The sequence below is a fragment of the Pseudonocardia nigra genome (genome assembly GCF_019396355.1).
In the GTDB taxonomy this organism is placed as follows: domain Bacteria; phylum Actinomycetota; class Actinomycetes; order Mycobacteriales; family Pseudonocardiaceae; genus Pseudonocardia; species Pseudonocardia nigra.
Window position 1 is genome coordinate 1 of sequence record NZ_JAHKRK010000100.1, and the last position, 26100, is coordinate 26100.

Sequence of the window (26100 nt, forward strand, 5' to 3'; positions counted from 1 at the left end):
GGCATCATCGACCCGGCCAAGGTCACCCGCTCGGCGCTGCAGAACGCGGCCTCCATCGCGGCCCTGTTCCTCACCACCGAGGCGGTCATCGCCGACAAGCCGGAGAAGAACGCCGCTCCGGCCGGCGGCGACCCGACCGGCGGCATGGGCGGCATGGACTTCTGACCGGTCCGACGCCGCACGTCCTGAGCGACCGTGCACATCCCGGACCTGCGGTGCACACCTCCTGACATGTGCACGGCCGCCACGAGGTGTGCACGGTCGTTCGACGCGCCGGCGCGTCAGGCGACGGCCGCTGCCATCCGGCGGACCGCCTCGGTGAGCAGCTCGTCGGACGTGCCGAGGTTCAGCCGCGCGAACCCGCGGCCGGGCACGCCGAAGTCGGGCCCGGGTACCAGCGCGACTCGGCCCCGTTCCCGGAACGTCGCCGCCGGATCGTCGCCGAGTCCGAGCCCCCGGCAGTCCAGCCACGCCAGGTAGCCGGCGTCCGGCGGGCGGTAGCCGACGGCGGGCAGGTGCTCCGCGAGCAGTGCGGCGAGCCGGTGGACGTTGCCGTGCAGCGTCCCGACGAGCTCGTCCAGCCATGCGTCGCCCTGGGTGAACGCGGCCTCCGAGGCGATGACGCCGAGCAGCCCGCTGCGGTAGCGCAGCTCGTGGGGCAGCCGGTCGAGCTCGGTGCCGATCTCGTCCGATCCGGCGACGGCGAGTGCGCACTTCAGCCCGGCCGTGTTGAAGGCCTTCGAGGCCGAGGTGAACACCACCGACCGGGAGTCGCCGAGCGCCGCGAACGGGATGTGCCGCGCCCCCGGCAACGTCAGCGGCGCGTGGATCTCGTCCGCGAGCACGAGCACGCCGTGGCGCTCGGCCAGGGCCGCGACCGCCTCGAGCCGCGCCCGGTCGAGCACGCGGCCCGTCGGGTTGTGCGGGTTGCAGAGCAGGAACGCCCTTGCGCCGCCCGCGAACGCCCGCTCCAGCCCGTCGAGATCGAGCTCGCCGTCGACGAGCGGTACCTCCACGACGCGGCGGCCGGCCTCCGGGATCCCGGCGAAGAACGGCGGGTAGACCGGCGGCGTGATCACGACCCCGTCGCCGGGGGCGGTGAGCACCCGCAGCGTCTCGATGATGCCCGTCATCACGTCGGGTACGAGTCGCATCCGGGTGGGTCGGGGCGACCAGCCGAAGCGCCGCCGGGCGAACCCCGCGAAGGCGTCGAACAGACCACCCGGCTCGGCGTAGCCGAGGTCGCCCAGCTCGACGGCCTCGATCAGGGCGTCGCGGACGGGCGGCGCGAGTGCGACGTCCATCTCGGCGACGAAGGCGGGCAGCACGTCGGACGGGTGCTCGGCCCACTTGGTGCTCCGCCGGCGACGCAGATCGGTCAGGTCCGGGAACATCGGGCCGGTGCGGACGCCGGTCACTCCGGGCTGACCTCGGCCATCTCCGACCACGCCTCGCCGTCGAGGTCCTGGTAGTTGATCCGCGGCCGCTCCGTGATCATCGCCGGCATCCAGGCGAAGAACTTCGTGGCGTGCTCGGTGGCCACGTGCGCCGATCCGGCATCGGCGTCGGCGAACGTCTCGATGATCGCGAACTCGTTCGGCACCTCGCCGTTCTCGTACCAGTCGAACGAGACGTTGCCCGGCTCGCTGCGCACGTCGGCGGTGTACTGCGTGATCCCGGCCAGCCATTCGGCACGCTTCTCCGGGCGGATCCGGGTCTTCAGCACGATGAGGATCAACGAAGGCCTCCCATGGCGTCGGGTCCTGCGGAGTCTTCCACACGCGGGCGGCCGGTCAGCCGCCCAGCGACGGCACCGGCGGGCTGACCCCGAGCCCTTTCGCGGCGGCCGCGGCCCGCACGGCGTCGATGACCAGCTGCAGCGACGTCCTGCGCGCGCTGCCGGTGCGGTAGGCGATCGAGACGGTCCGGGTGACCGGCTCGGTCAGCGCGACGACGTCGACCCCGGGCGGGCACAGCGAGAGCCCGAGGTCGGAGACGAGCGTGACGCCGAGCCCGGCGGCCACCATCGCAAGCGCCGTCGTCTGTTCCCCGACCTCGTGGTTGATCGTGGGTTCGAAGCCGCTGCGCTGACAGGCGATCCGCACGGCGCGCCCGAAGTGGGACCGCGGGCCGGCGAGGATCCAGGGGTGCTCGGCCAGCTCGGGGAGGGTCACGGTCGACACCGGCAGCGCTCCCGCGGGCACGGCGGCGTGCAGCCGTTCCACCGCGATCTCGGTGCGGGTCAGCGCGGGGTCCCAGGGCATGCGGTAGCTCGAGTAGTCGATGACGAAGGAGAAGTCGAGCGCGCCGTCGCGCACGGCGCCCGCGGTGTCTTCCGGCGCGAGCTCCCGCGTGCGCACCTGGATGCCGGGGTGCTCGGCGGCGAGCGCGGTGAGCGCCGACGGCAGCAGGCCCGACGCGACGGAGGCCCACACGCCGGCCGTGAGCCGCACGGAGACGTTCTTCTGTGCCTCCTCGAGCGCCATCGTCGCCCGCTCGACCGACCCGAGGATCTCCTCGGCGTGCTCGGTGAGCACCATGCCGAGCTCGGTGAGCTGGACGCGCCGCCCGAGCCGTTCGAAGAGCTTCGCGCCCACGTCCCGTTCCAGCTGCGCGGGCTGCTGGGACACGGCCGACGCCGTGTAGTGCAGAGCGGCGGCCGCGGCGGTGACGGTGCCGCGGCGATGCAGTTCCCGCAGCATCCGCAACCGCTGCAGCGAGAGCTCCACGGCACCCACCCTAGGCAGAGCGGCGGCGGCGCACAGCTGTGCAGAAAGCGTGAACGCCACCGTGCATGATCCGTAACTGGACGTGATGGGGTGCGGGACGCACTCTGGACGTACCGGGGCGAGCCGCCACCGCTCCGGATCTCCGCAGCTCAGCAGCCGCGCACCGACCGGTGCAGCGGCTGCTGTGCGGTGTCGGCGGCAGGACAGCGGTCGAGTACGGACTGGAGGTGGATCGACGTGACGATGATGCAGGAGCCGATGGGGCCCGCCGGCGAGGAGCGGCGCCGCGGCGGGCCGCGGATCGACGCGGGGCCGGAGCGGACGGGGTTCGCGCGCGGTGCCGAGCCCTTGCTGCGGGTGACGTGGACCGATCCGGTCACCGGCGCGCCCGGTCACCTCGTCGTCCACACGCTAGTCTCCGGGCTCGCGACCGGGGGCACCCGGATGCGGGCGGGCTGCACGATGGCCGAGGTCGAGGACCTCGCGCGGGGGATGGCGGCCAAGACGGCGGTCTTCGACCTGCCCGTCGGCGGCGCCAAGGGCGGCATCGACTTCGACCCCAAGGACCCGCGCGCGGTGGGCGTCCTCGAGCGGTTCTGCCAGGCGATGCGCCCGTGGCTGGACGCGCACTGGGTGACCGCGGAGGACCTGGGTGTGCCGCAGCACCTCATCGACGAGGTGTTCGACCGGCTGGGGCTGGGGCAGTCCTACCACGCCGCGATCCGGCGCTCGGCCGATCCGGAGGCGACGCTGCGGCGGGTCCGGGCCGGCCTGGCCACACCGGTCCCCGGCGGCCTGCTCGGCGACGTGATCGGCGGCTACGGCGTGGCCCAGGCGTGCCTCTCCGCGGCGGCCGCCTGGGGCTGGGCGCCCGACCGGACCACGGTGGCGATCCAGGGCATCGGGACGATGGGCGGCGGCGCGGCCTGGTACCTGCACGAGGCGGGGATGCGCGTGGTGGCCGTCGCCGACGCCGCCGGGACGCTGTACCGGCCCGACGGCCTGGACGTGCCGGCGCTGCTCGCCCTGCGCGACGCCTACGGCGAGATCGACCGGTCCCGGCTGCCCGCCGACGTCCGCAGGCTGCCGCGCGGGGCCGTCGTCGCCACGCCGTGCGACATCCTCGTGCCCACGGCCATCTCCTACGCGATCACGCCGGACAACTCGTTCGACGTGGCCGCGAAGGTCGTGGTCGAGGCGGCGAACACCGCGACGACGGCGGAGGCGGAGGCGATGCTCGCCGGCCGCGGCATCCCGGTGATCCCCGACTTCGTCGCGAACGCGGGAGCCGCCGCATGGGCCTGGTGGCTGCTGCTGGGCAGGGTCGGTACCGATCCGGCCGACTCGTTCGGCAAGCTCCGCACCGAGATGCGGGCCAATGTGGCGCTGTTGCTCGATCGGTGGGGCACGGACGGGGTGCCGCCGCGGCACACCGGCTGGGAGCTCGCTCGGGCCCGCAGCGACGGCCCCGAGCCGGCCGCGCCCGTCATTCCCTGACGTCCCCGGCCCGGCTGCTGTTCACGCCCCCGCGGGGTCGATCCGCAGCCGGGCCCAGGTGCCGTAGGAGTCGGTCCAGACGTGCAGGTGGTCGCAAAGCCGGCGCGCCATCCACAACCCCCGGCCACGGGGCTGGTCGTTGGTGGGTGGGACCAGGCCGAGCAGCGACGGGCCGATCGGGGCCGGCCCCACCACTTCGCACACGAACCCGCTGCCCCCCGACCACAGCCGCAGAAGCCCGTGTCCCGGGCCGTGCTCGACGCTGTTGGTGGCCAGCTCGTTGACGGCGAACACCGCGTCCTGCACCTGCGCCGAGCCCAGCCCGGCCGCACTCGCGTGCTCGGCGACGTGCCGGCGCACCGCGCGCAGGTCGGCACCGGTGAACGACAGCTCCGCCGCGGGTGGGTCGAGCGGCGGTGGGGGCCCCGGTGGGTGGGCAGCCAGCACGTCCCGGCGGTCGCGCCGGTCCGGGTTGGGCTGCATCCCGTGCGGGCCGAGCACGCTGGCGTGGAGCGCGCGGGCGACCTCGGCGCTGTCCGTGGCGCTCGTCGGGCACGCGCACAGGACGGTCAGCGGGGCGCCGGCCAGCGCGGCGTCGGCCACCGAGCACCACAGCGCCATGTCGGGGGCTGCAGCCCACACCGGGTACTGCCCGACGACGGTCGCCTGGCCCGCAGCTGCGAGGTCCTCGACCTTGCGCCTGCGTCGCTCGATCATGTCCTGGGCAGGCCCGCCCATGTCGGCGGCCGGGTCCTCGAAGTGGACGGCCGTACCCGCGGTGCCGAGCCGGGCGCGCAATGCCTGTTCGACGTCGCCGTCGACGAACACCGTGACGGCCTCGCCGGCGTCCACGGCGGTCGCGAGCGGCCGCGCGATGGTGGCGACGAGGTCGTCGCGCGTGTCGTAGAGCACCGCGGCGTGCTGCAGCCCTGCCCGCGTCATGACGCGGCCCCGTCCGGCTCGGATCCCAGCAGTGCGAGCAGCCTGGCGACGTCGGGGGAGGGATTGCGGATCGTCGCGGCGGAGGCGAGCAGGCGCAGGCATGCGGCGTCGACGAACCGCAGCGAGGCGATGTCGACCTCCGGCGCACCGTGCGCGCCCGCCACCGCCTCCTCGAGCACGGCGGCCAGCTCGCGCCGGTTCCGCAGGTCGGCCTCGCCCGCCAGCCGCAGGCCCCCCGGCGTGCGGGTGATCCGCAGCTGCCCGTCGTCGAAGAGGGCCGGGGCCTCGACGAGGACGTCGTGCTGGCGGCGCAGCTGCTCGAGGTGGGCGTCGCCGGCCCCGGCGCCGGCGTCGAACTGGCACAGCGCGCTGAGCGGCCATGTGCGGGCGGCGAACTCCACGGCCCGGTCGAACTCGACGGACGCCGGGCCCGCGTCGCGGCGCAGGGCCGCGGGCAGCACCGCGAGCAGCCGGATCTGCGTCCACCCCTGGCGGACCGCGTCACCCATCAGCACGTCGATCTCCGAGGATGCGCCCGATCCCGAACCGACCAGGCGCCACGTCTCGGAGCGGTTCAGGACTTCGAGGGCGCCGGGCCGCTCCCAGCGGCCGGGCGGATGCCCGTCCTCCGTCATGCGGTCGAACACCCCCGCGAGACAGCTCGGCCCGTCCAGCACCACGATCTTGTCGCCACGGCTGAGGCCGCCGGCGACGAAGGCCGCGGACACTTCCCGTTGCTCTTCCTCGGTGCGGTGGACCGCGCAGGCGTGTCCAGCGCCCAGCTCGGACACGAACACGCCCCAACCCCCGTCCGGTGTGCGGGAAACCGCCGGCCGGACTCTACCTGCGGGTGCACTCATTCTCCCGACGGCGCCGTCTCCGGCTCCGGGTCGTCGCGCGGCTCCGGTCGCAGCGGCTCCAGGGCGGTCGTCTCACCGAACCAGAGCAGGGCGTCGTAGCGGTCGCCGAGCGTCGAGGGGACGTAGTTGCCCCAGCGTTCCCGGTCCGGGTGGTAGACGACGCCGATGGCGCGGTGGTCCACCGACGTGCGCAGCCAGCGCGGCTGGTCGTAGCTCGGCGGGAAGACCAGCACCGACCCGGCGTCCCCGACGGCCTGGTGCAGCAGGTCCTCGGCGCTGCCGGCGCGGGCGGGCGGCACCGGCATCCGCTCAGCCGGCGCGTCCCACTCCTGTCCCGCGATGACGGTGCCGCGGTGACCGGCGAACCCGACGAGCACCACGCCGTCGTCGCCGTGGCGCTCCCGGGCGATCTGCCCGAGGTTCGTCATCCCCATCTCGGCCATGTCCGTGGCGCGTGCGTCGCCGATGTGGGTGTTGTGCGCCCACACCACGCCCTTCGCGTCCGCCCCGTGGTGGGCGAGGAGCCGGTCGAGCGTGTCGGCCATGTGCACGTCGCGGACGTTCCACGAGTCGGGGCCGCCGCGCACCGCCGTGCGGTAGTACCGCTCCGCTCCGGCCACGACGGCCGCGTTCTGCTCGGCGACGAACCGCTCGTCCGGGTCGCCGGTGCCGTCGGCGCCGTGCCGCTCGCACATCTCGCGCAGCACCTGGACGACCGGGTCCTCGCAGGTGTCGGGCACCCAGCGGGTGGCGCGCGCGTACTCGAACGGGTCGCGCCCGAACGGCTCGAAGCAGCCGTAGGCGGCGACCGCGGCGTCGGCGAGGTCCGGCTCGTGCTCCCGCAGCCAGCCCACGACCTCCCGGATCGACCGCTGCAGGCTGTAGACGTCGAGCCCGTGGAAACCCACCCGCTGCCGAGCGGGAAGGCCGTCGTTGTGCGCGCGGAGCCACGTCATCGCCTCGCGGACCGCGGTGTTCGCCCACATCCACGTCGGCCAGCGGTCGTAGCTGCCCAGCGCGTCGTCCACCGACCCCGGCCCGCCCGGGTCGCCGACGACGAACCGGTGCAGCCGCCGGCAGTCCGGCCAGTCGCCCTCCACCGCGACGAAGCCGAAGCCCTTCTCCGTGACCAGGCGCCGGGTGAGCCGGTCGCGCCACGCGTAGAACTCCTGCGTGCCGTGCGAGGCCTCGCCCACCAGCACCAGGTGTGCGTTGCCCACCCGCTCGACCAGCGCGTCGAGGTCGGCGTCGGCGCGCAGCGGGCGGGCGCCCGAGCGGATGTCGTCGAGGTCGTCCATCTCAGGTCTCCAACCGGAACACGCGGTACGGCTTGTGCAGCACCGGGCGGGCGACGTTGTGGACGGGCACCCCGCCGGGGGTGCGGCCGTCCGGGGAGCCGGCGTGGGCGTGCCCGTGCAGGGCGAGCGCCGTGTCGCAGCTGTCGATCACCTCGGCGAGCAGGTGGCTGCCCAGGAACGGGTAGATCTCGTGCGGCTCACCCTCCAGCGTGTCGGGTACGGGCGCGTAGTGCGTCAGCGCGACCCGGACGTCGCAGTCCAGCTCCTTCAGCGCCTCGCCCAGCCCTCCGGCGAGCCGGCGGTTCCGCGCGGCGAACGCCTTCATCTCGTGCTCCCCGAAATCGGCCACGGTGGCGCGCGGGAACCCGCCGCCGAACCCGACGGTGCCGGCGACGCCCAGCCGCACTCCGTCGACCGTGAGCACGGTCGACGAGCATTCCAGCACCGTGATGCCCGCGTCGGTCAGCGCCGCGGTGACGCCGGCCTCGTCGTCGCCGTGTAGGTCGTGGTTGCCGAGGACCGCGACAACCGGCACGGGCGCCGCCGCGAACTCCGCCGCGACGACCCGCGACTCCGGCACCGTCCCGTGCCGGGTGAGGTCGCCCGCGAGGAGCAGCACGTCCGCTGTGCCCTCCAGGGCCGCGAGGTCGTCGGCGTAGCAGCCCTTCATGCCCTCGCCGAGGTGGACGTCGCCGACGGCAGCGATGCGGATCATGCGACCGCCTCCGGCCGCGCGCCCGGCTCGGGCTCCGGCACGATGCCGATCTCGGCGCACAGCGCGAGGAACGCCCGCGCGAACGGGGAGTGATCCACCTCCCGGCGCAGCGCCGGCCAGTCGACCTGTTCGCGCAGGGCCCTGGCGTGCGGGAACAGGCGCCCGTAGTCGCAGGTGTGCTCGTTGAGCACGAGGATCTTGCCGACCAGCAGGTCGGTGGCCGACTGGACCGGCATGAGCACCGAGTCCACCCGCAGTTCCTCGGCCCGCTCCAGCTGTTCGCGGGTCACCGGCCGCTCCGCGGGCCGGAAGATCAGGTCGACGAGGCAGTTGCCGTCGTAGACCTTCTCCAGCCAGTCCTCCGGCGGGTGCTCGATGCGCAGCCCCACGTCCTCCAGCGCCTTCAGTGCTTTCCCCACGTCCTCCTCGAGGAGGACGAAGTCGGCGTCGTGCACCGGCTCCGGGCCGCCGCGCGCCCACGACGCATAGCCGCCGCTCAGGGCGAACGGGACGTTCGTGGCCTTCAGGGTCGTGGCGACCCGCTTGAGCGCGTCGCGCAGTGCTTGATCAGACCGGGCCTGATCCGAGCGGGCCTGGTCGAAGCGGTCCGTCATGACCTTCCGACTACCCGCGCCCGTACGGGTGTCAACCTTCTCGAGTGGCGACCGGCTGTCGACGCGGGGAGCATCACGGGAGATCGTCCACCCCCGGAAGGACGTCACCGTGACTGCTCTACCGCGGCGCCGACGCGCCGGTCCGTTCCTGGCCCTGCTCCTGGCCGCCGCGATGGCCGTGACGGGATGCGCGACCGACCCGGCGGCGGGCGTCACCGTGAAGGCCGTCCAGTTCCCGTGGAGCGCCGCCCAGCTCACGACCGCGATCCTCGGCCAGGTCACCGCCACCCATCCGGAGCTGGGCGTCGCCCGGCTCGACCCGATCCAGGTCGGCACGTCGCTGGGATGGGCGGGTGCCCAACGTGGCGACGTCGACCTGCTCAGCGAGGTCGCGATGCCCAACCAGGAGGAGCTCGCGGCAGCGGCGGACGAGCGCATGAACCTGGTGTCGCAGACCTACGACGACGCCGAGCAGGGCTGGTTCGTCCCGACCTACGCCACGCAACCGGGCCAGCCGCTGGAGGGGCTGACCAGCGTGACCCAGCTGAACGACTACGCCGAGGCGCTCGGCGGGCGACTGGTCGACGCGGCACCCAGCTTCATCACGACCGGCCTGAACGCCAAGCGGCTGGCGGGCTACGGACTCGAGCTGGAGCAGGTCACCTCGAGCGAGGCGGCGCAGCTCGCCGAGCTGCGCCGCGCCTACGAGGCACGCGAGCCGATCCTGGTGTTCCTCTACCACCCGCACTGGGTGTTCGCGGAGTTCGACATGACGAAGCTGGACGAACCGACCCCGTACTCGCCCGAATGCTTCACCACGAGCGACGGGGCGTGCTCCCTGCCCCCGTACTCGGCCTGGACGGCCGACAGCGAGTGGCTGCGACAGGAGGCGCCGGCCTTCCACGCGATGCTCGAACGCTTCCGGCTGCCGATTCCCGACATCGAGGCGATGCTCAAGGCCGTCGATCTGGACAACGAGGACGTCGAGGACGTCGCGGCGCGGTACCTGGCCGAGCACCCGGACCGCGTCGCCGAATGGCTGGGGGAGAACGCATGACCGAGACGGCACCGATGATCCGTTGTGACGGGCTCACGAAGGTGTTCGGCTCCGGCCCCGCCGCCGACGAGGCCCTCGCGATGGCCCGCGACGGCGCCGACCGCGGGGACATCCAGCAGCGAACCGGCGCCACGCTCGCCGTGCACGACGTGTCGTTCGAGGTGATGCCGGGCGAACTGTTCGTCGTGATGGGGCTGTCCGGCTCCGGCAAATCGACCCTCGTACGGCTGCTCAACCGGCTCGTCGAGCCCAGCGAGGGCAGCATCCGGATCGACGGCCGGGAGCTGGGCTCGCTCGGTGACGCCGACCTGCGCGAGCTGCGCAACCGGCGGATGAGCATGGTGTTCCAGCACTTCGCGCTGTTGCCGCACCGCACCGTGCGACAGAACGTGGAGTACGGCCTGCAGATCCGCGGCGTGCCCGACGCCGAACGCCACGACCAGGGCGAGTGGGCGCTGGAACAGGTCGGGCTCGCCGACCGGGCCGACGCCTACCCCGGCCAGCTCTCCGGCGGCATGCAGCAGCGGGTCGGGCTCGGGCGGGCCCTGGCGAGTGACACCGACGTGCTGCTGATGGATGAGCCGTACTCGGCGCTCGACCCGCTGATCCGCCGGGACATGCAGGCACTGCTCACCCGGCTCCAGGCGGAGCTGCACAAGACCATCGTGTTCATCACCCACGACCTGAACGAGGCGATGCTGCTCGGCGATCGGATCCTGCTGCTCAAGGACGGCGAGCTCGTGCAGGTGGGCACCGCGCCGGAGATCCTCGCCCGGCCGGCCGACGACTACGTCGCCGACTTCGTGTCCGACGTCGACCGCACCCGGGTGCTCACGGCGGCCGACGTGCTGCAGAAGCCACGGGTGGTCGTCCGGCTGGACGACCTGCCCGCCGACGTGCTGCGCCTGCTCGGCGAGTCCGAGGCCAACGGTGCCTACGTGGTCGACGACGAGCGGCGGGTGCTCGGCGTGGTCGGCGACGAATGGCTGGGCCACGCGGCCCGCAGAGGTGTCCCGTCGATCGCGGCGGACGCCCTCTCCTCCGACTTCCTCACCACGGAGTCCGACCGGCCGCTGATCGATCTGGTGCACCTGGTCGGCAAGCACTCCGTCCCGCTCGCGGTCGTCGACGACGAGCATCGGCTGATGGGCGTCGTCCCGCGGGCGGCCGTCCTCGCGTCCCTGGCCACCACGAACAGGAGCTGACCGTGCCCAGGATCGAACTCGGGACCTACGTCGAGGCCTTCGTCCTCTGGCTGCTGCGCACGATCCCGGGCGTGCTCGAGGGCATCAGCGCGGTCGTCGGCGTCGTCGTCGACGTCCTGACGGCGGTGCTGGCCGGGCCGCCGTTCCTCGTCTGGGTGGCGATCCTGACGGCGGTTGCGCTGCTCGTGCGCGGCTGGGCGTTCGCCGTGTTCACCCTCGTCGCGTTCCTGCTGATCGCCTCGCTGGACCTCTGGGAGGAGACGATGCAGACGCTGGCGGTGGTGCTGGTCGCCGCGGTGATCGCCACCGCGATCGGGGTGCCGTTGGGGATCTGGGCGGCGCGCAGCAGACCGAGCGGGGCGGTCCTGCGGCCGATCCTCGACTTCATGCAGACCACCCCGGTGTTCGTCTACCTGATCCCGGCGGTGTTCTTCTTCGGCATCGGCGTGGTGCCCGGCGTCATCGCCACCACGATCTTCGCGATCCCGCCGGCGGTGCGGTTGACCGAGCTGGGCATCCGCGGCGTCGACCCGGAGGTCGTCGAGGCCGCCAACGCGTTCGGCGCGCACCCACGCCAGATCCTGCGCGAGGTGCAGCTGCCGATGGCGCTGCCCTCGATCATGGCCGGAATCAACCAGGTGATCATGCTGGCGCTGTCGATGGTGGTGGTGGCCGGGCTGGCCGGCGCCGGGGGGCTGGGCACCGTCGTGGTCAGCGCCGTGACCACGCTCGACATCGCCGCCGGGTTCGAGGGCGGCCTCGCCGTCGTGATCCTGGCGATCTTCCTCGACCGCTTCAGCTCCGCGTTGGCGGAACCGAACCGCGGCCTGTGGCGGACGCTGCGGGCGCGGCGACAGGCCGCGGGAGACGCCTCGCCCGCAGCGGCGACGCCGGACCGGCGCGCGCAGAAGCCGGTCGCCGCGGCCGGCTGAGCGGCAGCCCGCCGAAAAAATCTTGGTCGGGCATGTCGATCCGGGTGTCTCCCGTCCGTGGAGCGGGTGACGACGGACGCAGCGGACGTCCGGACCGACCCGAGGAGCACGGACATGAGCACCACGACCGCCACCCACCGCACCCGCACCCACGGCGGCTGCACCCCGGCCGGCCGCATCACGAAGAGCCTGCTCGGCTACGGGGTGATCGCCGGACCGCTGTACGTCGGGGTGTCGCTGGCCCAGGCGCTCACGCGCGACGGGTTCGACCTGACCCGGCACCAGTGGAGCCTGCTCGCCAACGGCGACCTCGGCTGGATCCAGATCACCAACTTCGTGCTGTCCGGCCTGATGGTGGTCGCCGCGGCGGTCGGGATGCGCCGGGCACTGGGCCCGGGCACGGGCGGCACCTGGACGCCGCGGCTCGTCGCCGCGTTCGGGCTCAGCCTGGTCGCCGCCGGGATCTTCCGGGCCGACCCGGCGCTCGGCTTCCCGGCCGGCACCCCGGACGGGCCGCCTGCGACCGTCTCCGCCGCCGGCCTGGTGCACTTCATGGCCGCGGGCGTGGGCTTCACGTGCCTGGCGATCGCCTGCTTCGTGCTCGCCCGCGCTACGCCGCCGACGGCCGCCGCGGCTGGGCGCGCTGGTCCCGCGCCACCGGTGTGGTCTTCGTCGGCGGCTTCGCTTGCGTCGCCTCCGGCGCCGGGAGCATGATCGCCAACCTCGTCTTCACCGCCGCCGTCGTCCTCGTCTGGGCGTGGACCTCCGCGGTCTCCCGCGACACCTACCGCACCGTCGCCTGACCTCCCCGCAGCCACCTTTCCCGCAGAACAAGGAGGAGTACGCCCATGCGCTACGTCATCCTGCTCAAGGCCGCCCAGCCCGCCGAGCCGCCGCCGCCCGCGCTCATGGAAGCGATCATGAAGCTGGGCGAGGAGGCCACCGCGTCCGGCGCGATGATCGACAACGCCGGGCTCGCGCCCAGCGCCGCCGGGGCCAGGGTGGAGCTCGCCGGAGGCCACCTCAGCGTGATGGACGGCCCCTTCACTGAGGCCAAGGAGTTCGTCAGCTACGCGGTCTACGAGGTGCGGTCCAAGGAGGAGGCCGTCGAGTGGGCCTCCCGCTTCCTGCAGGTGCACGCGGAGCACTGGCCCGGCTGGGAGGGCGTGGCCGAGGTGCTCAAGGTCTTCGGCCCGGAGGACTTCCCACCCCAGAACTGACCGTACGAACGGCACTCTCGTCTGAACCTATTGGACGAGAGTGCCGTTCGTGCGTTCGGACGTGGTGGGATCGGGCCCAATGAGTACCCCGGACGCCGCACGGCGCGCCGTCGAGGCGGTGTGGCGGATCGAGTCGGCCAAGCTGGTCGCCGGGCTCGCCCGGCTCACCCAGGACGTCGGGCTGGCCGAGGAGATGGCCCAGGAGGCCCTGGTCGCGGCCTTGGAGCGCTGGCCGGAGACCGGCATCCCGCCCAACCCCGCCGGCTGGCTGATGGCCACGGCCAAGAACCGGGCGATCGACGAACACCGCCGCCGGCAGACCCTCCAGCGCAAGGCGGGGGCGATCGGGCGGGACGTCGATGTCCGGCAGGAGGTCATGGAGGACGAGGTCGACGAGGCGCTCGACGACCACATCGGCGACGACGTCCTGCGGCTGCTGTTCACCGCCTGCCATCCGGCGCTGTCACTGGAGTCGCGGGTCGCGCTGACCCTGCGCTGCCTCGGCGGCCTCGCGACCGACGAGATCGCCCGCGCGTTCCTCGTCCCCGAAGCGACGGCGGCGCAGCGGATCGTCCGAGCGAAGCGCACTCTCGCCCAGCAGGGCGTCGGGTTCGCGCTGCCCACGCCCGAGGAGATGGCCGAGCGGCTCGCGGCCGTCCTCGAGGTCGTCTACCTGATCTTCAACGAGGGCTACTCCGCGACGGCGGGCGGCGACTGGACCCGCCCCGCACTGTGCCAGGAGGCGCTGCGCCTGGGCCGGGTGCTCGCCGGGCTCGTCCCCGCGGAGCCGGAGGTGCACGGGCTGCTCGCCCTGATGGAGATCCAGGCCTCGCGACTGCCCGCGCGCACCGGAGCGGACGGGCAGGCCGTGCTGCTGCCCGACCAGGACCGCAGGCTGTGGGACCGGCTGCTCGTCCGGCGCGGCCTCGCGGCGCTGGCCCGGGCCGAGTCGCTCCCGGCGCCCATCGGGCCCTACACGCTGCAGGCGGGGATCGCGGCGTGCCACGCCCGCGCCGCCACCGCCGAGGACACCGACTGGGGCCGGATCGCCGCCCTCTACGACGTGCTCGGCGGGCTCTGGCCGACCCCGGTCGTCGAGCTCAACCGCGCGGTGGCGGTGGGGATGGCGCAGGGCCCGGCCGCGGGGCTGGCGATCGCCGACCGGCTCGCGGCGGCCGGCGCCCTGGCCGCGTACCCGCAGCTGCCCGCCGTCCGCGGCGACCTGCTTGCCCGGCTCGGCCGCCGTGCGGAGGCCCGGGAGGCGTTCGCGCATGCGGCGGAGCTGACGCGCAACGAGCGGGAACGGGCGGTCTACCGCGCCCGCGCCGCCGAGCAGGACGCCGACGCCCCGGCCTGAACCCGTGGGGCGGGTTCGGGGCGACTCGGGCACCCGAACCGGGCGACTCGCGTGTCGAGAACGGGCGACTCGCGGAGCAGTGTGCGGGATTCCCGCAGTCGTTGCCCTTGACGTGATGGAATCTCGCAACTCATAGTGGTGGCGTGAGTGAGAGCGTCATGCTGTCCGAGCTGGACCGTCGGCTCGTCGCCGCGCTGCAGCTGAACGGCCGGGCGTCGTGGAAGCAGGTCGCACGCGCCGTCGACGCCACCGAGTCGACGGTGGCGCGGCGGGGGCAGCAGCTGATCGAGTCCGGGCTCGTCGGGGTCACCGGCGTGCTCGACCACCTGCGCTGCGGCCTGGGCATCTCGCTGCAGGTCCGGATGCGCTGCCGCCCCGGCGCCGCCAACGTCGTGGCGCAGGCGCTCGCCGACCTGCCCGAGACCCGCTTCGTCACGGTCGTCACCGGCAGCGCCGACGTCGCCGCGGAGTTCGTGGTCCGCGACCACCACGACGTCACGCGGGTGCTGGTGGAGGACCTGCCGCGCCCCGACGACATCGTCGAGACCGAGTCGATGGTGGTCGTCCGCAAGTTCTCCGCCGTGGAGGAGTGGGACGCCGGCCTGCTCACCCCCGAGGCCGTGGCGCTGCTGCGCCCGGACGGGACGCGCACCGGCCACCGCGAGTGGAGCGAGCCCGAGCGGCTCACCGAGCAGGAGTTCGCGATCGCCCGCCTGCTGGCCGCCGACGGCCGGGTGAGCTACGCCCAGCTCGCGGCGGCGTCCGGGGTCAGCGAGTCCACTGCGGCGCGGCGCGTCGACTCGCTGGTGCGCCGCGGCTGCCTGCGGTTCCGCACGCTGTTCGAGACCCGGCTGATCGGGCTGGGCGTCGAGTTCATGCAGTGGCTGGTCGTGGAGCCCGGCGAGCTGGAGAACGTCGGCGCGCAGCTGGCGAAGCACCCGTCCACGCAGTACGTGAGCGCGACGACCGGCCGGTTCAACCTCTGCCTGCACGGCGTGCTGCCCGGCTACGGCGATCTCTACCACTACATGACCGACGTCGTCGGTGCGCTCCCCGGCGTGCGCACCGCCGACATGACGCTGCAGGCCCGCACGCTCAAGCGGGCCTACGTGCGCATCAACGCCGATGGGACGAGGGAGCGGAACGCATGACCGAGCAGGTGACGGGCGAACCGTGGCAGTGGGACGAGCCCACGTGGCGCGGACACGTGGACCGGGTCCGCGCCGGGCAGCGCCTGGTGCCCGAGAGCTGGCCGGGCGGCGCGCGGGTGGCCGTCGCGCTCTCGTTCGACTCCGACCACGAGACGATCCCGCTGCGTGACGGCGAGACCCGGCCGGGCAAGCTCGCGCAGGGTGAGTACGGCTCCCGCGTGGCCGCGCCCCGGATCCTCGCGCTGCTCGCCGAGTACGGCGTGCCCGCGAGCTTCTTCATGCCCGCGGTGTCGGCGCTGCTGCACCCCGACGAGGTGGAGTCCTACGTCGCCGGTGGACACGAGCTGGCCGTGCACGGCTGGATCCACGAGCGCAACATGCTGCTCGAGCGTGCCGACGAGCTCGACCTCACCGGCCGCGCGATCGAGACGCTCGAGAAGCTCTCCGGCGTGCGCCCGGTCGGCATCCGCACGCCGAGCTGGGACTTCTCCGACAACACCCTCGCGATCATCGAGCAGCTCGGGCTGCGCTACGACTCGTCGCTGATGGCCGACGACGAGCCCTACGAGCTGGTCGCCGACGGCCGCCGCACCGGCATCGTCGAGATCCCGGTCGAGTGGATCCGCGACGACGCCCCGTACCTGATGATGGAGCGCTACGGGGCGCTGCGGCCCTACACGCCGCCGCGGCGGCTGTTCGAGATCTGGCGCGACGAGTTCGACGCCGCGTACGCCGAGGGCGGGCTGTTCCAGCTCACCCTGCACCCGCACATCATCGGCCACCGGTCCCGGCTGGTCGCCCTGCGCGAGCTGCTCGCGCACATGGCCGGGCAGGCGGACGTCTGGTTCGCCACCCACGCCGACATCGCCGAGCTCGCCGCAGCCGAACTGCACACAGCCGAGCACGCCGGAGTGCAAAGGAGCACCCATCCGTGAGTGAATCGACCATCGACGCGGCGGCGGGCACCAAGCTCACCCCCGCGCAGCGCAAGGCCATCGTCGCCGGCTCGATCGGCAACACCGTCGAGTGGGTGGACTGGGCCGTCTACGCCATCCTCGCCCCGGTCTTCGCGTCCCAGTTCTTCCCGAGCGAAGACCCGACGGTCGCGCTGCTGTCCACGCTGGCGGTGTTCGCGGTCGGCTTCATCATGCGTCCCATCGGCGGCGCCGTCCTCGGCGCGTACGCCGACCGGCACGGCCGCAAGAAGGGGCTGGTGCTCACCATCAGCCTCATGGCGGGTGCCGCGTTCGTCATCGCGATCACCCCGACCTACGCCGCGATCGGCATCGCGGCCCCGCTGATCCTGCTGCTCGCCCGGCTCGTGCAGGGCTTCTCCGCCGGCGGTGAGTTCGGCTCGTCGTCGTCGTTCCTCGTCGAGTCGGCCGCCCCCCGGCGCCGGGCCTTCGCGGGATCGTGGCAGCAGGTGTCGGTCGGTGCCGGGGCGCTGATCGCGTCGCTGATGGGCTTCGTGCTCACCTCGACGTTGAGCGACGCCGCGATGCAGGCGTGGGGTTGGCGGGTCGCCTTCGCCATCGGTGGGCTGCTCGGCCTGGTCGGGCTGTGGCTGCGGGTCAGCGTGGAGGAGACCGAGAGCTTCCAGCGGGCGACCGACCAGGGCCGCACGCGCGGCAAGCACCCGATCGTCGGCATTCTCACCGAGCACCCCCGCGCCGCGCTGCGCGTCGTCGGCATCACGATCGCGGGCACGCTGACCTACTACGTGTGGATCAGCTACATGCCGGGCTACGCCAACACGACGATCGGCATCCCGCTCGAGGACGCGCTGCTGGCCAACACGATCGCGATCGCGTACTTCCTGTGCCTGCTGCCGTTCGTGGCCCTGCTGTCGGACCGGTACGGGCGCAAGCCGACCTTGCTGGCGTTCGCGATCGGGTTCGTCGTGCTCTCCTGGCCGTCGTTCCAGCTGTTGTCGCTCGGCGGGTTCTGGGCGCTGCTGCTGGTGGAGCTGATCGGCGTGACCCTGATCGCCGGATACTCCGCCAACTGCGCGGTCGTGATGGCCGAGCAGTTCCCCGCGGAGGTGCGCAGCACCGGCATCGGGGTGCCCTACGCGCTCGCCGTCGCGATCTTCGGTGGCACCGCGCCGTACATCACCACCTGGATGAGCGCGAACGGGCTGCGCGGCTTCGTCTGGCTGTACGTGGCGGCGGCCGCCCTGATCGGCGTGGTCGTCTACGCCACCATGCCCGAGACCAAGGGCAAGGAGCTGGTGTGAGGCACGTCCTGGTCACCGGCGCCGCCGGGGGCATCGGGCTGGCCGTGGCGGAGGCGTTCGCCGCCCGCGGCGACTCGGTCAACGGGGTGGATGCCCGCGCTCCCGAGCTCGACGCGGTGATGGCCCGCCTGGGCGGCCGCGCCCTCGTCGCCGACCTGGCCGACCCGGGCTGCGCGGAGGTCGTGGACCGGGCGGTGGCGCTCGCCGGACCGGTCGACGTGCTGGTCAACGCGGCCGGGATCTACCCGGCCACCCCGCTCGCCGAGATGACGGCCGCGGGGTGGGACCGGGTGCAGCAGGTCAACGTCCGGGCGCCGGTGCTGCTCACCGTCGCGGTCGCCGCCTCAGGGCGCCCCGCCGCCGTCGTCAACATCAGCTCGGGGGCCGCCACCCGGGCGCGGCCGGGCGCCGCGCACTACTGCACGTCCAAGGCCGCGCTGGAGATGGCGACGAAGGCGTGCGCGGTCGAGCTGGCCGGGCAAGGGGTGCGGGTGAACGCCGTTGCGCCCGGGTTCGTCGAGGTCGACAGCCCGGTCAACCCGGTCACCCCCGAGTACGCGGCCGCCGTCGCGGTCAACCCGCTCGGGCGGCCGGGGCAGGCGGCCGAGATCGCCGCCGCCGTGGTGTGGCTCGCCGGTGCGGAGGCCGGGTTCGTCACCGGCGCCGTCCTGCGCGTGGACGGCGGCGCCACGGCGGGCACCACCGCGCTGCCGATCCACCATCCGACCACCACCGCCCTGCAGTCCGCGGGCACGTGAAGGAGAGCTGGACGTGAACTACGTGATCGTCGGGGCGGGGGCCATCGGCGGCACCCTCGGGCACCACCTGGCACGGGCCGGGCACGAGGTCACCGTCGTCGACGCCGACGCGGAGCACGTGCGCAGCATCCGCGAGCGAGGGCTCGTGGTGCGGCGCGGCGACGAGCGCGCGGCCGTGCCGGTCGCGGCGGCCCTCACCCCGGACGAGGACGGTCCGGAGCGGGTCGAGTGCGTGCTGCTGGCCGTCAAGGCGCAGGCCACCGGGCGCGCGCTGGACTGGATCGCGCCCCGGCTGGCCGCCGACGGGTTCGTGGTCTCGCTGCAGAACGGGCTTAACGAGCAGGCGATCGCGGACCGGATCGGGGCCGAGCGCACGGTGGGCGCGTTCGTCAACCTGTTCGCCGACGTCGTCGCGCCGGGGGAGATCCGCGACGGCGGGCTCGGCGCGCTCGTCGTCGGGGAGCTGGACGGGCGCGACTCCGAGCGGGTGCGCCGGGTCGTCTCCGACCTGCAGGCCTGGGGGCCCGCGCGGGCCACGGCGAACGTCTCCGGGTACCTCTGGTCCAAGCTCGGCTTCGGGGCGATGCTCGTGGCCACCGCGCTCGCCGACGCGCCGATGGCCGAGCTGATCGACCGGAACCGGGCCGTCATGCACGGGCTCGCGGCCGAGGTCTACGCGGTCGCCGCCGCCGAGGGGGTGGCACTCGAGCCGTTCGACGCGTTCGACCCCGCGCCCTACGCCGGCGCCGACGCCGCCGCGAAGGAGGCGGCCACCGATGCGCTGGTGGCGTGGCTGCGCACCCAGGCCAAGGACCGCAGCGGCATCTGGCGCGACCTCGCGGTGCGGCACCGCCCCACCGAGGTGCCCACGCACTACCGGCCGGTCCTCGACCGGGCCGCGCAGCTCGGGATCGCCGTGCCCGGCCTGCAGCGGCTGGTCGCCCAGATCGGCGAGCTCGAAGCCGGCGCGCCGATGTCCGAGGAGCGGATCGCCGGCCTCGCGGGAGCCCTGCGATGACGGCGGTTCCCGGGCCGTCGGAGCTGGCCGCCGTCGACGTCCCGGCGCTGCACCGGTGGCTCGCGGCCCGGCGCGCCGACCTCGTCGACGACCTCGTCGGCTACGCGGAGCAGGAGACCCCGAGCGACGACCCGGAGTTGCTGGCCAAGGGCCTGGCGCACCTGGAGGAGTGGGTGGCCGACCGGCTCGGCCTCCCGGCGCGGCGGGCCCACCACGAGTCGGCCGAGCACGGCGACGTGCTGGTGCTCGACCACGACGGGGTGGGCGACCGGACGCTCACCGTGCTGGCGCACTACGACACCGTGTGGAGCGCGGGCACCCTCGAGGCGTGGCCCGTGCGGGTGGACGGCGACGTCGTCAGCGGCCCGGGCGTGTTCGACATGAAGGCCGGGCTCGTGCAGGCGGTGTGGGCGGTCCGGGCGCTGCGCGCCGCCGGGCTGCCGCACCCGCCGCTGCGCCTGGTGCTCACCGGCGACGAGGAGATCGGCAGCCCGTTCTCCCGGCCGCTCATCGAGGCGGCCTGCGCCGACGCGGCCGCCGTGCTGGTGTTCGAGGCGAGCGCCGACGGTGGCGCGGTGAAGACCGCGCGCAAGGGCGTCGGCCTGTTCGATGTGCGGGTGCGCGGCGTCGAGTCGCACGCCGGGCTCGACCCGACGGCGGGGGCGAGCGCGATCGACGAGATCGCGCGCGTGGTCCGCACGCTGCACGCCGCCACCGACCTCGCCGAGGGCACCACCGTCAACGTCGGGGTGCTGCGTGGCGGCACGCGCTCCAACGTCGTCGCGGGTGCCGCCGACGCCGCGATCGACGTGCGGGTGCCGTCGCTGGCCGCGCAGGACCGCATCGACGCGCTGCTGGCCGGGCTCCGCCCGCACGACCCGCGCGCCGCGATCACGGTGCACGGCGGCTGGAACCGGCCGGTGATGGAGCGCAGTCCGGCGATCGAGGCGATGTATGCCCTCGCCAGGGGCGCGGCGGCGCAGCTCGGGGTGGATCTGCCCGAGACCGCGGTCGGCGGGGCCAGCGACGGTAACTTCGCGGCCGCCATCGGCCGCCCGGTGCTCGACGGGCTCGGCGCCGTGGGCGGCGGGGCGCACGCGCGGCACGAGCACATCAGCATCGACGGCATGGTCGAACGCGCGGCCGTGGCGGCGGGGGTGATCGCGGCGTTCGCCCGGTGACGGCGGCGAATGGGCGGTCGAGCTGATCGAGCCACCGTTGGTACACCTGTGTACGCTTCTGTACATGAGTCGCCTGAGCGTCAGTGAGGCCCGCGCCGGGCTGCCCGAGGTGCTCGACCGCGTCGCCAGGGGCGAGGAGATCACGATCACTCGGCACGGCACCCCTGTCGCGGTCGTGCTGCGTCCCGACGCGGTGCGCGTGCGTCGGGCCGAGCAGACGATCGACCGGGCGCGCGAGATCGGGGCCATGCTGACTGCTGCCCGGGAGCAGCCGCTGGCGCCGGCGGAGCTGGCGGTGGACCGAGCCGAGGACCTGGTCCAGGCCGTCCGCACCGACCGCGACCGCTCGTGACCGACGCCTTCGACGCCGATGTCCTGATCTACGCCGCAGCGGCCGGGCACCCCCTCGGGCGCCGGGTCCGCACGCTGTTCCCCGCCGAGCCCGAAGGGATCGCCGGAGTCGGGTCGGTCCTGCTCCTGCCGGAGGTGCTGGCGAAGCCGATGCGGGACGGGAAGGCTGAGGAGGTCGCCGCGCTCGTCGGGCTCCTGAGCCGGCTCGAGCTGCGCATTGTCGATGCGGTGACGGCCGAGGTCGCGACATCTCTGTCTGCGGCCCATCGGCTGCGCGCCGCAGATGCGATACATCTGGCCACGGCGGTGGTCGCAGGTGCCGACCGGTTCCTCACGAACAATCGCCGCGACTTCCCGACCATCATCTCGGAGATCGACATCACCTTCCCCGAGGCGCTGGGCTGAACTGCGGGTGTTCCCGGGCACGATCATGCGCGAGGCTAGGCGGTTGCGCGCAGCACCAGGTGGGTGTCCAGCACGACGTGCAGCTCGGTGGGGCGGCCGTCGATGCGGGCCACGAGGAGGTCGGCCATCTCGCGTCCCATCGTCTCCACCGGCTGGTGCACGGTGGTGAGGTCGAGGTGGGCGGCCAGGGACGTGTCGCCGAACCCGACGACGGCGACGTCGCCCGGGACCTGGCAGCCCTTCTCGTTCAGGTACCGCAGGGCGCCCTGCGCCATGAGGTCGGAGGCGACGAAGACGGCGTCGAGGTCGGGCACGCGGGCCAGCAGTGTGCCCATCGCGACAGCGGCGCCGCGCTCGGTGAAGTCGGCGTGCTCCACGCACATCGGGTCGTCCGGGATGCCGGCCGCCGCGAGCGCCTGCCGGTAGCCCTCGAGCCTGCTGTGCCCGGCGGCCATGTCGAGCGGGGCGGTGATCGTCGCGATGCGGCGACGGCCGGTCGAGAGCAGGTGCGCCACCGCGGACGCCGCGCCGCCCACGTTGTCGATGTCGACGAAGCTCACCGGCTCGCCCTGCAGCGGACGGCCGCCGACGACGGTGGGCAGTCCTCGCCGCTCCAGTCGCTCCGGCAGCGGGTCGTCGCCGTGCAGCGACATCAGCATGACGCCGTCGACGTGCTGGCCCATCAGGTAGTCCTCCAGCCGCCGGTGCTCCTCGGCGGACTGCGCCATCGTGAGGAGCAGTTGCCGCGACGAGCCGGAGAGGGCGGAGCTGACGCCGCGGATGACGTCGGCGAAGAACGGCTGCTCGAAGAGGCGCTCGGCGGGCTCGGAGACCACGAGCGCCACCGAGTCGGTGCGGCCCGTCACGAGCGAACGGGCGGCGCGGTTGCGGACGTAGCCGAGCGCCGCCACCGCCTCCAGGACGGCCGCCCGTGCCTCCTCGCTCACCTTCGGGGACCCGTTGAGGACGCGCGAGACGGTCCCGCGCCCGACGCCTGCCCGCGCGGCCACCTCGTCCAACGTGGGCAGCTTCGCCGCCCGGCCGTCCTGCACGGCGGTGTCCTGCACGGCGTCGTCCTGCACGGCGTCGTCCTGCACGGCGTCGTCCTGCACGGGAGCCCTTACCGCCCCTCGTCCTGGTCGCCGACGAAGGACGCCACCCACGATAGCGGCGCGTTCCAGTTGATCGTGATCTCGTTGGTCGACCACGAGCCGATGTCGTCGATGTAGCAGAACTGCGCTGCGCAGCCCTCGGCGAACACCTCGGCCGCCACGGGGTCACCGGTGCCCGCCGCCGTCGAGTTCGGGCCGCCCGCGATCGTCCCCGCCGGCGGGTTCGGCAGCGACGGGTCGAGCTGGTGGGCGTACTGGCGGCTGTGCTGGTTCTCGCTGAACACGTCGCCGTAGCCGGTCACGAACGAGCGGTTCAGGGCGTTGCGGCCGAGCAGGTAGTCCATGCCGCGCAGTACGCCGTCACGGAACTTCGGCTGGTTGGTCAGGTCGTAGGCCGTGCCGATCACCTGCATGTTGTTGAGCACCTGGCTGTTCGACCCGAACGCGTAGTCGCCACCGGGCGGGGCGTAGGCCTGGCCGAACGGCTGCGCCTCCTGGTCGGCGAGGTAGCGCTCCGCGGCCGCGACCACCGAGCGCTTCACAGCCTTGCGGTCCGGAAGGTCGTTCGGAACGGTCGCGAGGTCCATGCGTCCGAGCGGGGCCACGCTGTTCCAGCTGAACCCGCCCGCGCCGAAGATGTCGGCGGTGTGCACCGGTGAGGCGAGCACCTCGTCGCGGTAGGCCGCGTCCCCGGTGGTGAGGAACAGCTCCGCCGCCGCCCAGTAGAACTCGTCGGCCACCCGGTCGTCGTTGTACGGGCCGCTGCCCGGGTTCGGGTCGAGCTGTGCGTTCGGGCCGGGTGCGTACACCGCCGGGTCGGCCTTCGCCGCGTCGTACGCCGTGCGCGCGGCCGCCAGCAGCCGCTCGGCGAAGGCGGCGTCGTGCGGAGCGAACACGCGAGCGCCCTGGGCTGCCGCAGCGGCGAGGTTGAGCGTGGCCGCAGTGGAGGGGCGGTAGAGCACCCGCTTCTGCGGGTCCGTCGCCGGATCCTGCGGCAGGCCGGTCCAGTCGACGTCGGCCACCTTGTGGAAGGCCATCCCCGCCATCGGCCTGCCCGGCTGCACCTGCATCTTCAGCAGCCACTCGAGCTGCCAGCGGGCCTCGTCCAGCAGGTCGGGCACGCCGTTGCCCGCTTCGGGGACACGCAGGGTGGCGTCGGCGAGTGCGCCCTCGTCGGCCGACCGCGCTGACACGCTGCGCTCGTACTCCTGCATCAGCTGCGCCACCGCGATGCCGCCGTTGACGACGTACTTGCCGTGGTCGCCCGCGTCGTACCAGCCACCGGTGACGTCGCTGGTGTAGTCGCAGGTCCACGGCTCGGCGAACAGCTTCTGCGAGTCGTCGCCGAGCTCCTGGCACGGCACGGCGGTGTCGCCCTGGTTGGGGGCGATCCCGACGTGGCCTGCGGCGCGGCCGTAGCCGGGCGCGAGCTCGTCGGAGATCGGGGTGCCGCTGCGCTGGGTGTAGAAGTACGTCTTCGCGTCCAGGCGCAGCCGCTCGTAGGCGGCCGTCCCGATGTCGAACGGGTGGCTCGCGTCGCCGTCGGCCACGAGCGTGTAGCCGGCGCCCTCCTTCTTGTAGGTCCCGAACTCGATGCCGTGGACGTTCAGCCCGGCGCTCGGGTCGACCCCGCGCGGTGTCGTGGTGCCGTGCGCCACCACCGCGCCCGCGGCGTCCCTGAGCTCCCAGGCGAGCGGCGCCGTCGCCTCGGTCACCAGGGTCGCGCCTTTGGGGCCGTGGGGCAGGTAACCGACCTGGTTGACGCGCACGCGCGGACCCGTGTCCGGCTGCTGCGTCGCCTGCTGCACCCCGCTCGGCGCGGAATGGTCGGCAGCGAACGCCGGAACCGCGGCGCCCGTTGCGGCGATCGCCAGGCCGGCGGCCACCGCCACGGAGCCGGCCGCCACACGTCGTCGTGAATGCCTCACCCAGCCACCTCTCCTCCTGCGTGGGAGCGCTCCCACGCGCGGGCAGCATCATTCGGTCAGGTACCGACGGTGTCAAGGCCTTGCGGTCGCGGGCGAGATGTGCAGTGGCGCGCGGGTCACATGGTCAGAACGATCTTGCCCTGCGCCTCGCCCGCCTCCTGCATGCGTTGGGCCTCCGCCGCATCGGCGAGCGGCAGCGTTGCTCCGACGTCGATCTGCAGCCGTCCCTCGTCCACCCAGGCTGCGAGCCGGGCCAGCTGCTCCCGGTCGGGCCGGACGAACAGGTACTGCCCGCCGAGCTCGAGCACGCGGGGGTCGACGATCGAGGTGATCCGGGCCGTGTCCCGTGCGACGGCGGGGCTGTCGTCGAGGGCCTTTCCTCCGGCGAGGTCCAGCACCGCGTCCACGCCGTCGGGGCGCAGCTCGCGGACGCGGTCGACGAGCCCGTCGCCGTAGGCCACCGGGGTCGCGCCGAGCTCACGCACCAGGTCGTGGTTGCGCTCGCTCGCCGTGCCGATCACCTCGGCGCCCAGGATGCGGGCGATCTGCACGGCCATCCGACCGACCCCGCCGGACGCGGCGTGCACGAGCACGGTCTCCCCGGCCCGCACGTCGAGCCGCTCGGTGAGCGTCTGGTAGGCGGTGAGACCGACCAGTGGGAGCGCGCCCGCCTGCTCCCAGCTCGCCGCCTCCGGCTTCGGCCCGACGGCCCGCAGCGGCGCGGCCACCAGCTCGGCGTAGGTGCCCCACTGCAGGTGGTCCTGGCGGTTGTAGGCCACCACCTCCGCGCCGGGCTGCAGGTCGGGGACCGCAGGCCCGACCCGCTCCACGACCCCGGCCACGTCATACCCTGGGATCACCGGGAAGTGCGCGGGGATCATCGCGTCGAGGCCGCCCTGGCGGAGCTTGTAGTCGACCGGGTTCACCGACGCCGCCTTCGCCCGGATCAACACCCAGTCGGGGCCGACCTTCGGCTCCGGGAGATCCATCGGCTCGAGCACCTCGGGGCCGCCGTACTGCTGGTACGCCATCGCCTTCATACCCGGCGGCTACCCGCCGCGGGCGGGATGTCACCCAGGACGACCCGGTGCGGTCAGTCACCGCCCAGCAGGCCGCCCACGGCGTCGGCGACCGCGCCCACGGGCTCCGCCACCGACCCGACCGTCCGACCGAGGTCGTCGCCGGTCGTCTCGCGCACCCTGTCGGCGGCCCTGTCGGCGGCCTCGGTCGGCTCCTCCGGGCGGTCCCGATCGCCGCTCCCGGCGAGCACGTCGTCGACCACCTTCGCGGCCACCCGCCCGACTGTCTCGGGGGCGTCGGTGACGTCCGGCAGCTCCGCCTCGGGCAGCTCCGCCTCGGGCAGCTCCGCCTCGGGCAGCTCCGCCTCGGGCAGCTCCGCCTCCGACAGCGCCAGGTCGGACGGCGCCAGGTCGGACGGCGCCAGGTCGGACGGCGCCAGGTCGGACGGCGCCAGGTCGGACGGCGCCAGGTCGGACGGCGCCAGGTCGGACGGCGCCAGGTCGGACGGCGCCAG

The 26100-nt window shown here is 73.6% G+C and carries 26 protein-coding genes and 1 pseudogene; 15 read left to right on the plus strand and 12 right to left on the minus strand.

Translation table 11 applies throughout. The features are described from left to right. Positions 1-281: 281 nt before the first annotated feature. From KME75_RS22705 to KME75_RS22715, 3 genes are read right to left on the minus strand one after another with little or no spacing between them, the layout of a single operon-like run. Positions 282-1418 carry a MalY/PatB family protein gene (locus KME75_RS22705; protein ID WP_308282999.1) on the minus strand — a complete coding sequence of 379 codons (1137 nt, stop codon included), beginning with the start codon at positions 1416-1418 and terminating at the stop codon, positions 282-284. Then, positions 1415-1738: a putative quinol monooxygenase gene (locus tag KME75_RS22710; RefSeq protein ID WP_219416894.1), complete on the minus strand. Its 324-nt coding sequence runs from the start codon at positions 1736-1738 to the stop codon at positions 1415-1417. Before KME75_RS22710 ends, KME75_RS22705 begins: the two co-directional genes overlap by 4 nt. A gap of 55 nt (positions 1739-1793) precedes the next feature. Continuing rightward, complete coding sequence (locus tag KME75_RS22715) at positions 1794-2729, minus strand: LysR family transcriptional regulator (protein WP_219416895.1); 936 nt, start codon at positions 2727-2729, stop codon at positions 1794-1796. Between the two features lie 237 nt (positions 2730-2966). Here KME75_RS22715 and KME75_RS22720 point away from each other — a divergent pair, with 237 nt between their 5' ends. Continuing rightward, complete coding sequence (locus tag KME75_RS22720; RefSeq protein ID WP_308283000.1) at positions 2967-4226, plus strand: Glu/Leu/Phe/Val dehydrogenase dimerization domain-containing protein; 1260 nt, start codon at positions 2967-2969, stop codon at positions 4224-4226. Between the two features lie 21 nt (positions 4227-4247). Here KME75_RS22720 and KME75_RS22725 read toward each other — a convergent pair whose 3' ends face one another. From KME75_RS22725 to KME75_RS22745, 5 genes are read right to left on the minus strand one after another with little or no spacing between them, the layout of a single operon-like run. Continuing rightward, the gene (locus KME75_RS22725) at positions 4248-5168 is read right to left on the minus strand and encodes an ATP-binding protein (RefSeq protein ID WP_219416896.1); all 921 of its coding nucleotides are present in this window, start codon (positions 5166-5168) and stop codon (positions 4248-4250) included. After that, positions 5165-5965 carry an MEDS and STAS domain-containing protein gene (locus tag KME75_RS22730; RefSeq protein WP_219416897.1) on the minus strand — a complete coding sequence of 267 codons (801 nt, stop codon included), beginning with the start codon at positions 5963-5965 and terminating at the stop codon, positions 5165-5167. Before KME75_RS22730 ends, KME75_RS22725 begins: the two co-directional genes overlap by 4 nt. A 59-nt stretch (positions 5966-6024) precedes the next feature. After that, complete coding sequence (locus tag KME75_RS22735) at positions 6025-7326, minus strand: erythromycin esterase family protein (protein ID WP_219416898.1); 1302 nt, start codon at positions 7324-7326, stop codon at positions 6025-6027. 1 nt (position 7327) lies between these two features. Then, on the minus strand, positions 7328-8041 hold the full coding sequence (locus tag KME75_RS22740) for a metallophosphoesterase family protein (protein ID WP_219416899.1): 714 nt from the start codon (positions 8039-8041) through the stop codon (positions 7328-7330). After that, positions 8038-8655 (minus strand): nucleotidyltransferase family protein, encoded by a 618-nt coding sequence (locus KME75_RS22745; RefSeq protein ID WP_219416900.1) that lies wholly within the window; start codon positions 8653-8655, stop codon positions 8038-8040. Before KME75_RS22745 ends, KME75_RS22740 begins: the two co-directional genes overlap by 4 nt. A 109-nt stretch (positions 8656-8764) precedes the next feature. Between KME75_RS22745 and KME75_RS22750 the strand changes: the two genes are divergently transcribed. The 14 genes from KME75_RS22750 to KME75_RS22815 all read left to right on the plus strand — a co-directional run bounded on the left by KME75_RS22750 (position 8765) and on the right by KME75_RS22815 (position 21526). Further along, positions 8765-9712 carry a glycine betaine ABC transporter substrate-binding protein gene (locus KME75_RS22750; RefSeq protein ID WP_308283001.1) on the plus strand — a complete coding sequence of 316 codons (948 nt, stop codon included), beginning with the start codon at positions 8765-8767 and terminating at the stop codon, positions 9710-9712. Further along, positions 9709-10917, plus strand: coding sequence for a quaternary amine ABC transporter ATP-binding protein (locus KME75_RS22755; RefSeq protein WP_246632631.1), 1209 nt, complete (start codon positions 9709-9711; stop codon positions 10915-10917). Before KME75_RS22750 ends, KME75_RS22755 begins: the two co-directional genes overlap by 4 nt. Before the next feature lie 2 nt (positions 10918-10919). Next, on the plus strand, positions 10920-11849 hold the full coding sequence (locus tag KME75_RS22760) for an ABC transporter permease (RefSeq protein WP_308283002.1): 930 nt from the start codon (positions 10920-10922) through the stop codon (positions 11847-11849). Positions 11850-11963: 114 nt separating this feature from the next. Beyond that, the gene (locus KME75_RS22765) at positions 11964-12563 is read left to right on the plus strand and encodes a DUF998 domain-containing protein (protein ID WP_246632632.1); all 600 of its coding nucleotides are present in this window, start codon (positions 11964-11966) and stop codon (positions 12561-12563) included. A gap of 134 nt (positions 12564-12697) precedes the next feature. Then, complete coding sequence (locus KME75_RS22770) at positions 12698-13069, plus strand: YciI family protein (RefSeq protein ID WP_219416902.1); 372 nt, start codon at positions 12698-12700, stop codon at positions 13067-13069. A 79-nt stretch (positions 13070-13148) separates the two neighbouring features. Next, positions 13149-14426: an RNA polymerase sigma factor gene (locus KME75_RS22775; RefSeq protein WP_219416903.1), complete on the plus strand. Its 1278-nt coding sequence runs from the start codon at positions 13149-13151 to the stop codon at positions 14424-14426. A 143-nt stretch (positions 14427-14569) separates the two neighbouring features. After that, positions 14570-15577 (plus strand): Lrp/AsnC family transcriptional regulator, encoded by a 1008-nt coding sequence (locus KME75_RS22780; protein ID WP_219416904.1) that lies wholly within the window; start codon positions 14570-14572, stop codon positions 15575-15577. Continuing rightward, positions 15574-16512, plus strand: coding sequence for a polysaccharide deacetylase family protein (locus KME75_RS22785; protein ID WP_219416905.1), 939 nt, complete (start codon positions 15574-15576; stop codon positions 16510-16512). The genes KME75_RS22780 and KME75_RS22785 overlap by 4 nt, the downstream gene beginning before the upstream one ends. Beyond that, a complete protein-coding gene (locus tag KME75_RS22790; RefSeq protein WP_308283003.1) occupies positions 16509-17813 on the plus strand; it encodes an MFS transporter in 1305 nt (434 codons plus the stop codon). Before KME75_RS22785 ends, KME75_RS22790 begins: the two co-directional genes overlap by 4 nt. Beyond that, on the plus strand, positions 17810-18571 hold the full coding sequence (locus KME75_RS22795) for an SDR family NAD(P)-dependent oxidoreductase (RefSeq protein WP_219416906.1): 762 nt from the start codon (positions 17810-17812) through the stop codon (positions 18569-18571). Before KME75_RS22790 ends, KME75_RS22795 begins: the two co-directional genes overlap by 4 nt. 13 nt (positions 18572-18584) lie before the next feature. Beyond that, on the plus strand, positions 18585-19589 hold the full coding sequence (locus tag KME75_RS22800) for a ketopantoate reductase family protein (RefSeq protein WP_219416907.1): 1005 nt from the start codon (positions 18585-18587) through the stop codon (positions 19587-19589). Then, on the plus strand, positions 19586-20770 hold the full coding sequence (locus KME75_RS22805; protein ID WP_219416908.1) for a M20 family metallopeptidase: 1185 nt from the start codon (positions 19586-19588) through the stop codon (positions 20768-20770). The genes KME75_RS22800 and KME75_RS22805 overlap by 4 nt, the downstream gene beginning before the upstream one ends. A 64-nt stretch (positions 20771-20834) precedes the next feature. After that, positions 20835-21122 carry a type II toxin-antitoxin system Phd/YefM family antitoxin gene (locus KME75_RS22810; RefSeq protein ID WP_219416909.1) on the plus strand — a complete coding sequence of 96 codons (288 nt, stop codon included), beginning with the start codon at positions 20835-20837 and terminating at the stop codon, positions 21120-21122. Next, on the plus strand, positions 21119-21526 hold the full coding sequence (locus KME75_RS22815; protein WP_219416910.1) for a type II toxin-antitoxin system VapC family toxin: 408 nt from the start codon (positions 21119-21121) through the stop codon (positions 21524-21526). The genes KME75_RS22810 and KME75_RS22815 overlap by 4 nt, the downstream gene beginning before the upstream one ends. Before the next feature lie 35 nt (positions 21527-21561). On the opposite strand, the gene KME75_RS22820 is transcribed toward KME75_RS22815, so the two are convergent. From KME75_RS22820 to KME75_RS45090, 4 genes and pseudogenes are all read right to left on the minus strand, one after another. Further along, on the minus strand, positions 21562-22638 hold the full coding sequence (locus KME75_RS22820; RefSeq protein WP_308283004.1) for a LacI family DNA-binding transcriptional regulator: 1077 nt from the start codon (positions 22636-22638) through the stop codon (positions 21562-21564). Between the two features lie 8 nt (positions 22639-22646). Then, on the minus strand, positions 22647-24545 hold the full coding sequence (locus KME75_RS22825; RefSeq protein ID WP_308283005.1) for a glycoside hydrolase family 9 protein: 1899 nt from the start codon (positions 24543-24545) through the stop codon (positions 22647-22649). A 137-nt stretch (positions 24546-24682) separates the two neighbouring features. Further along, positions 24683-25606, minus strand: coding sequence for an NADP-dependent oxidoreductase (locus KME75_RS22830; RefSeq protein ID WP_219416912.1), 924 nt, complete (start codon positions 25604-25606; stop codon positions 24683-24685). 53 nt (positions 25607-25659) lie between these two features. Then, positions 25660-26100: pseudogene (locus tag KME75_RS45090) on the minus strand (hypothetical protein); the annotation flags it as partial.

Excerpts from the sequence above, each read along its gene's own strand:
- KME75_RS22765 (WP_246632632.1), top strand. The coding sequence starts at position 11,964 with ATGAGCACCACGACCGCCACCCACCGCACCCGCACCCACGGCGGCTGC.
- KME75_RS22805 (WP_219416908.1), top strand. The coding sequence starts at position 19,586 with ATGACGGCGGTTCCCGGGCCGTCGGAGCTGGCCGCCGTCGACGTCCCG.
- KME75_RS22770 (WP_219416902.1), top strand. The coding sequence starts at position 12,698 with ATGCGCTACGTCATCCTGCTCAAGGCCGCCCAGCCCGCCGAGCCGCCG.
- KME75_RS22755 (WP_246632631.1), top strand. The coding sequence starts at position 9,709 with ATGACCGAGACGGCACCGATGATCCGTTGTGACGGGCTCACGAAGGTG.
- KME75_RS22740 (WP_219416899.1), bottom strand. The coding sequence starts at position 8,041 with ATGATCCGCATCGCTGCCGTCGGCGACGTCCACCTCGGCGAGGGCATG.
- KME75_RS22775 (WP_219416903.1), top strand. The coding sequence starts at position 13,149 with ATGAGTACCCCGGACGCCGCACGGCGCGCCGTCGAGGCGGTGTGGCGG.
- KME75_RS22810 (WP_219416909.1), top strand. The coding sequence starts at position 20,835 with ATGAGTCGCCTGAGCGTCAGTGAGGCCCGCGCCGGGCTGCCCGAGGTG.
- KME75_RS22785 (WP_219416905.1), top strand. The coding sequence starts at position 15,574 with ATGACCGAGCAGGTGACGGGCGAACCGTGGCAGTGGGACGAGCCCACG.
- KME75_RS22735 (WP_219416898.1), bottom strand. The coding sequence starts at position 7,326 with ATGGACGACCTCGACGACATCCGCTCGGGCGCCCGCCCGCTGCGCGCC.
- KME75_RS22830 (WP_219416912.1), bottom strand. The coding sequence starts at position 25,606 with ATGAAGGCGATGGCGTACCAGCAGTACGGCGGCCCCGAGGTGCTCGAG.
- KME75_RS22725 (WP_219416896.1), bottom strand. The coding sequence starts at position 5,168 with ATGACGCGGGCAGGGCTGCAGCACGCCGCGGTGCTCTACGACACGCGC.
- KME75_RS22745 (WP_219416900.1), bottom strand. The coding sequence starts at position 8,655 with ATGACGGACCGCTTCGACCAGGCCCGCTCGGATCAGGCCCGGTCTGAT.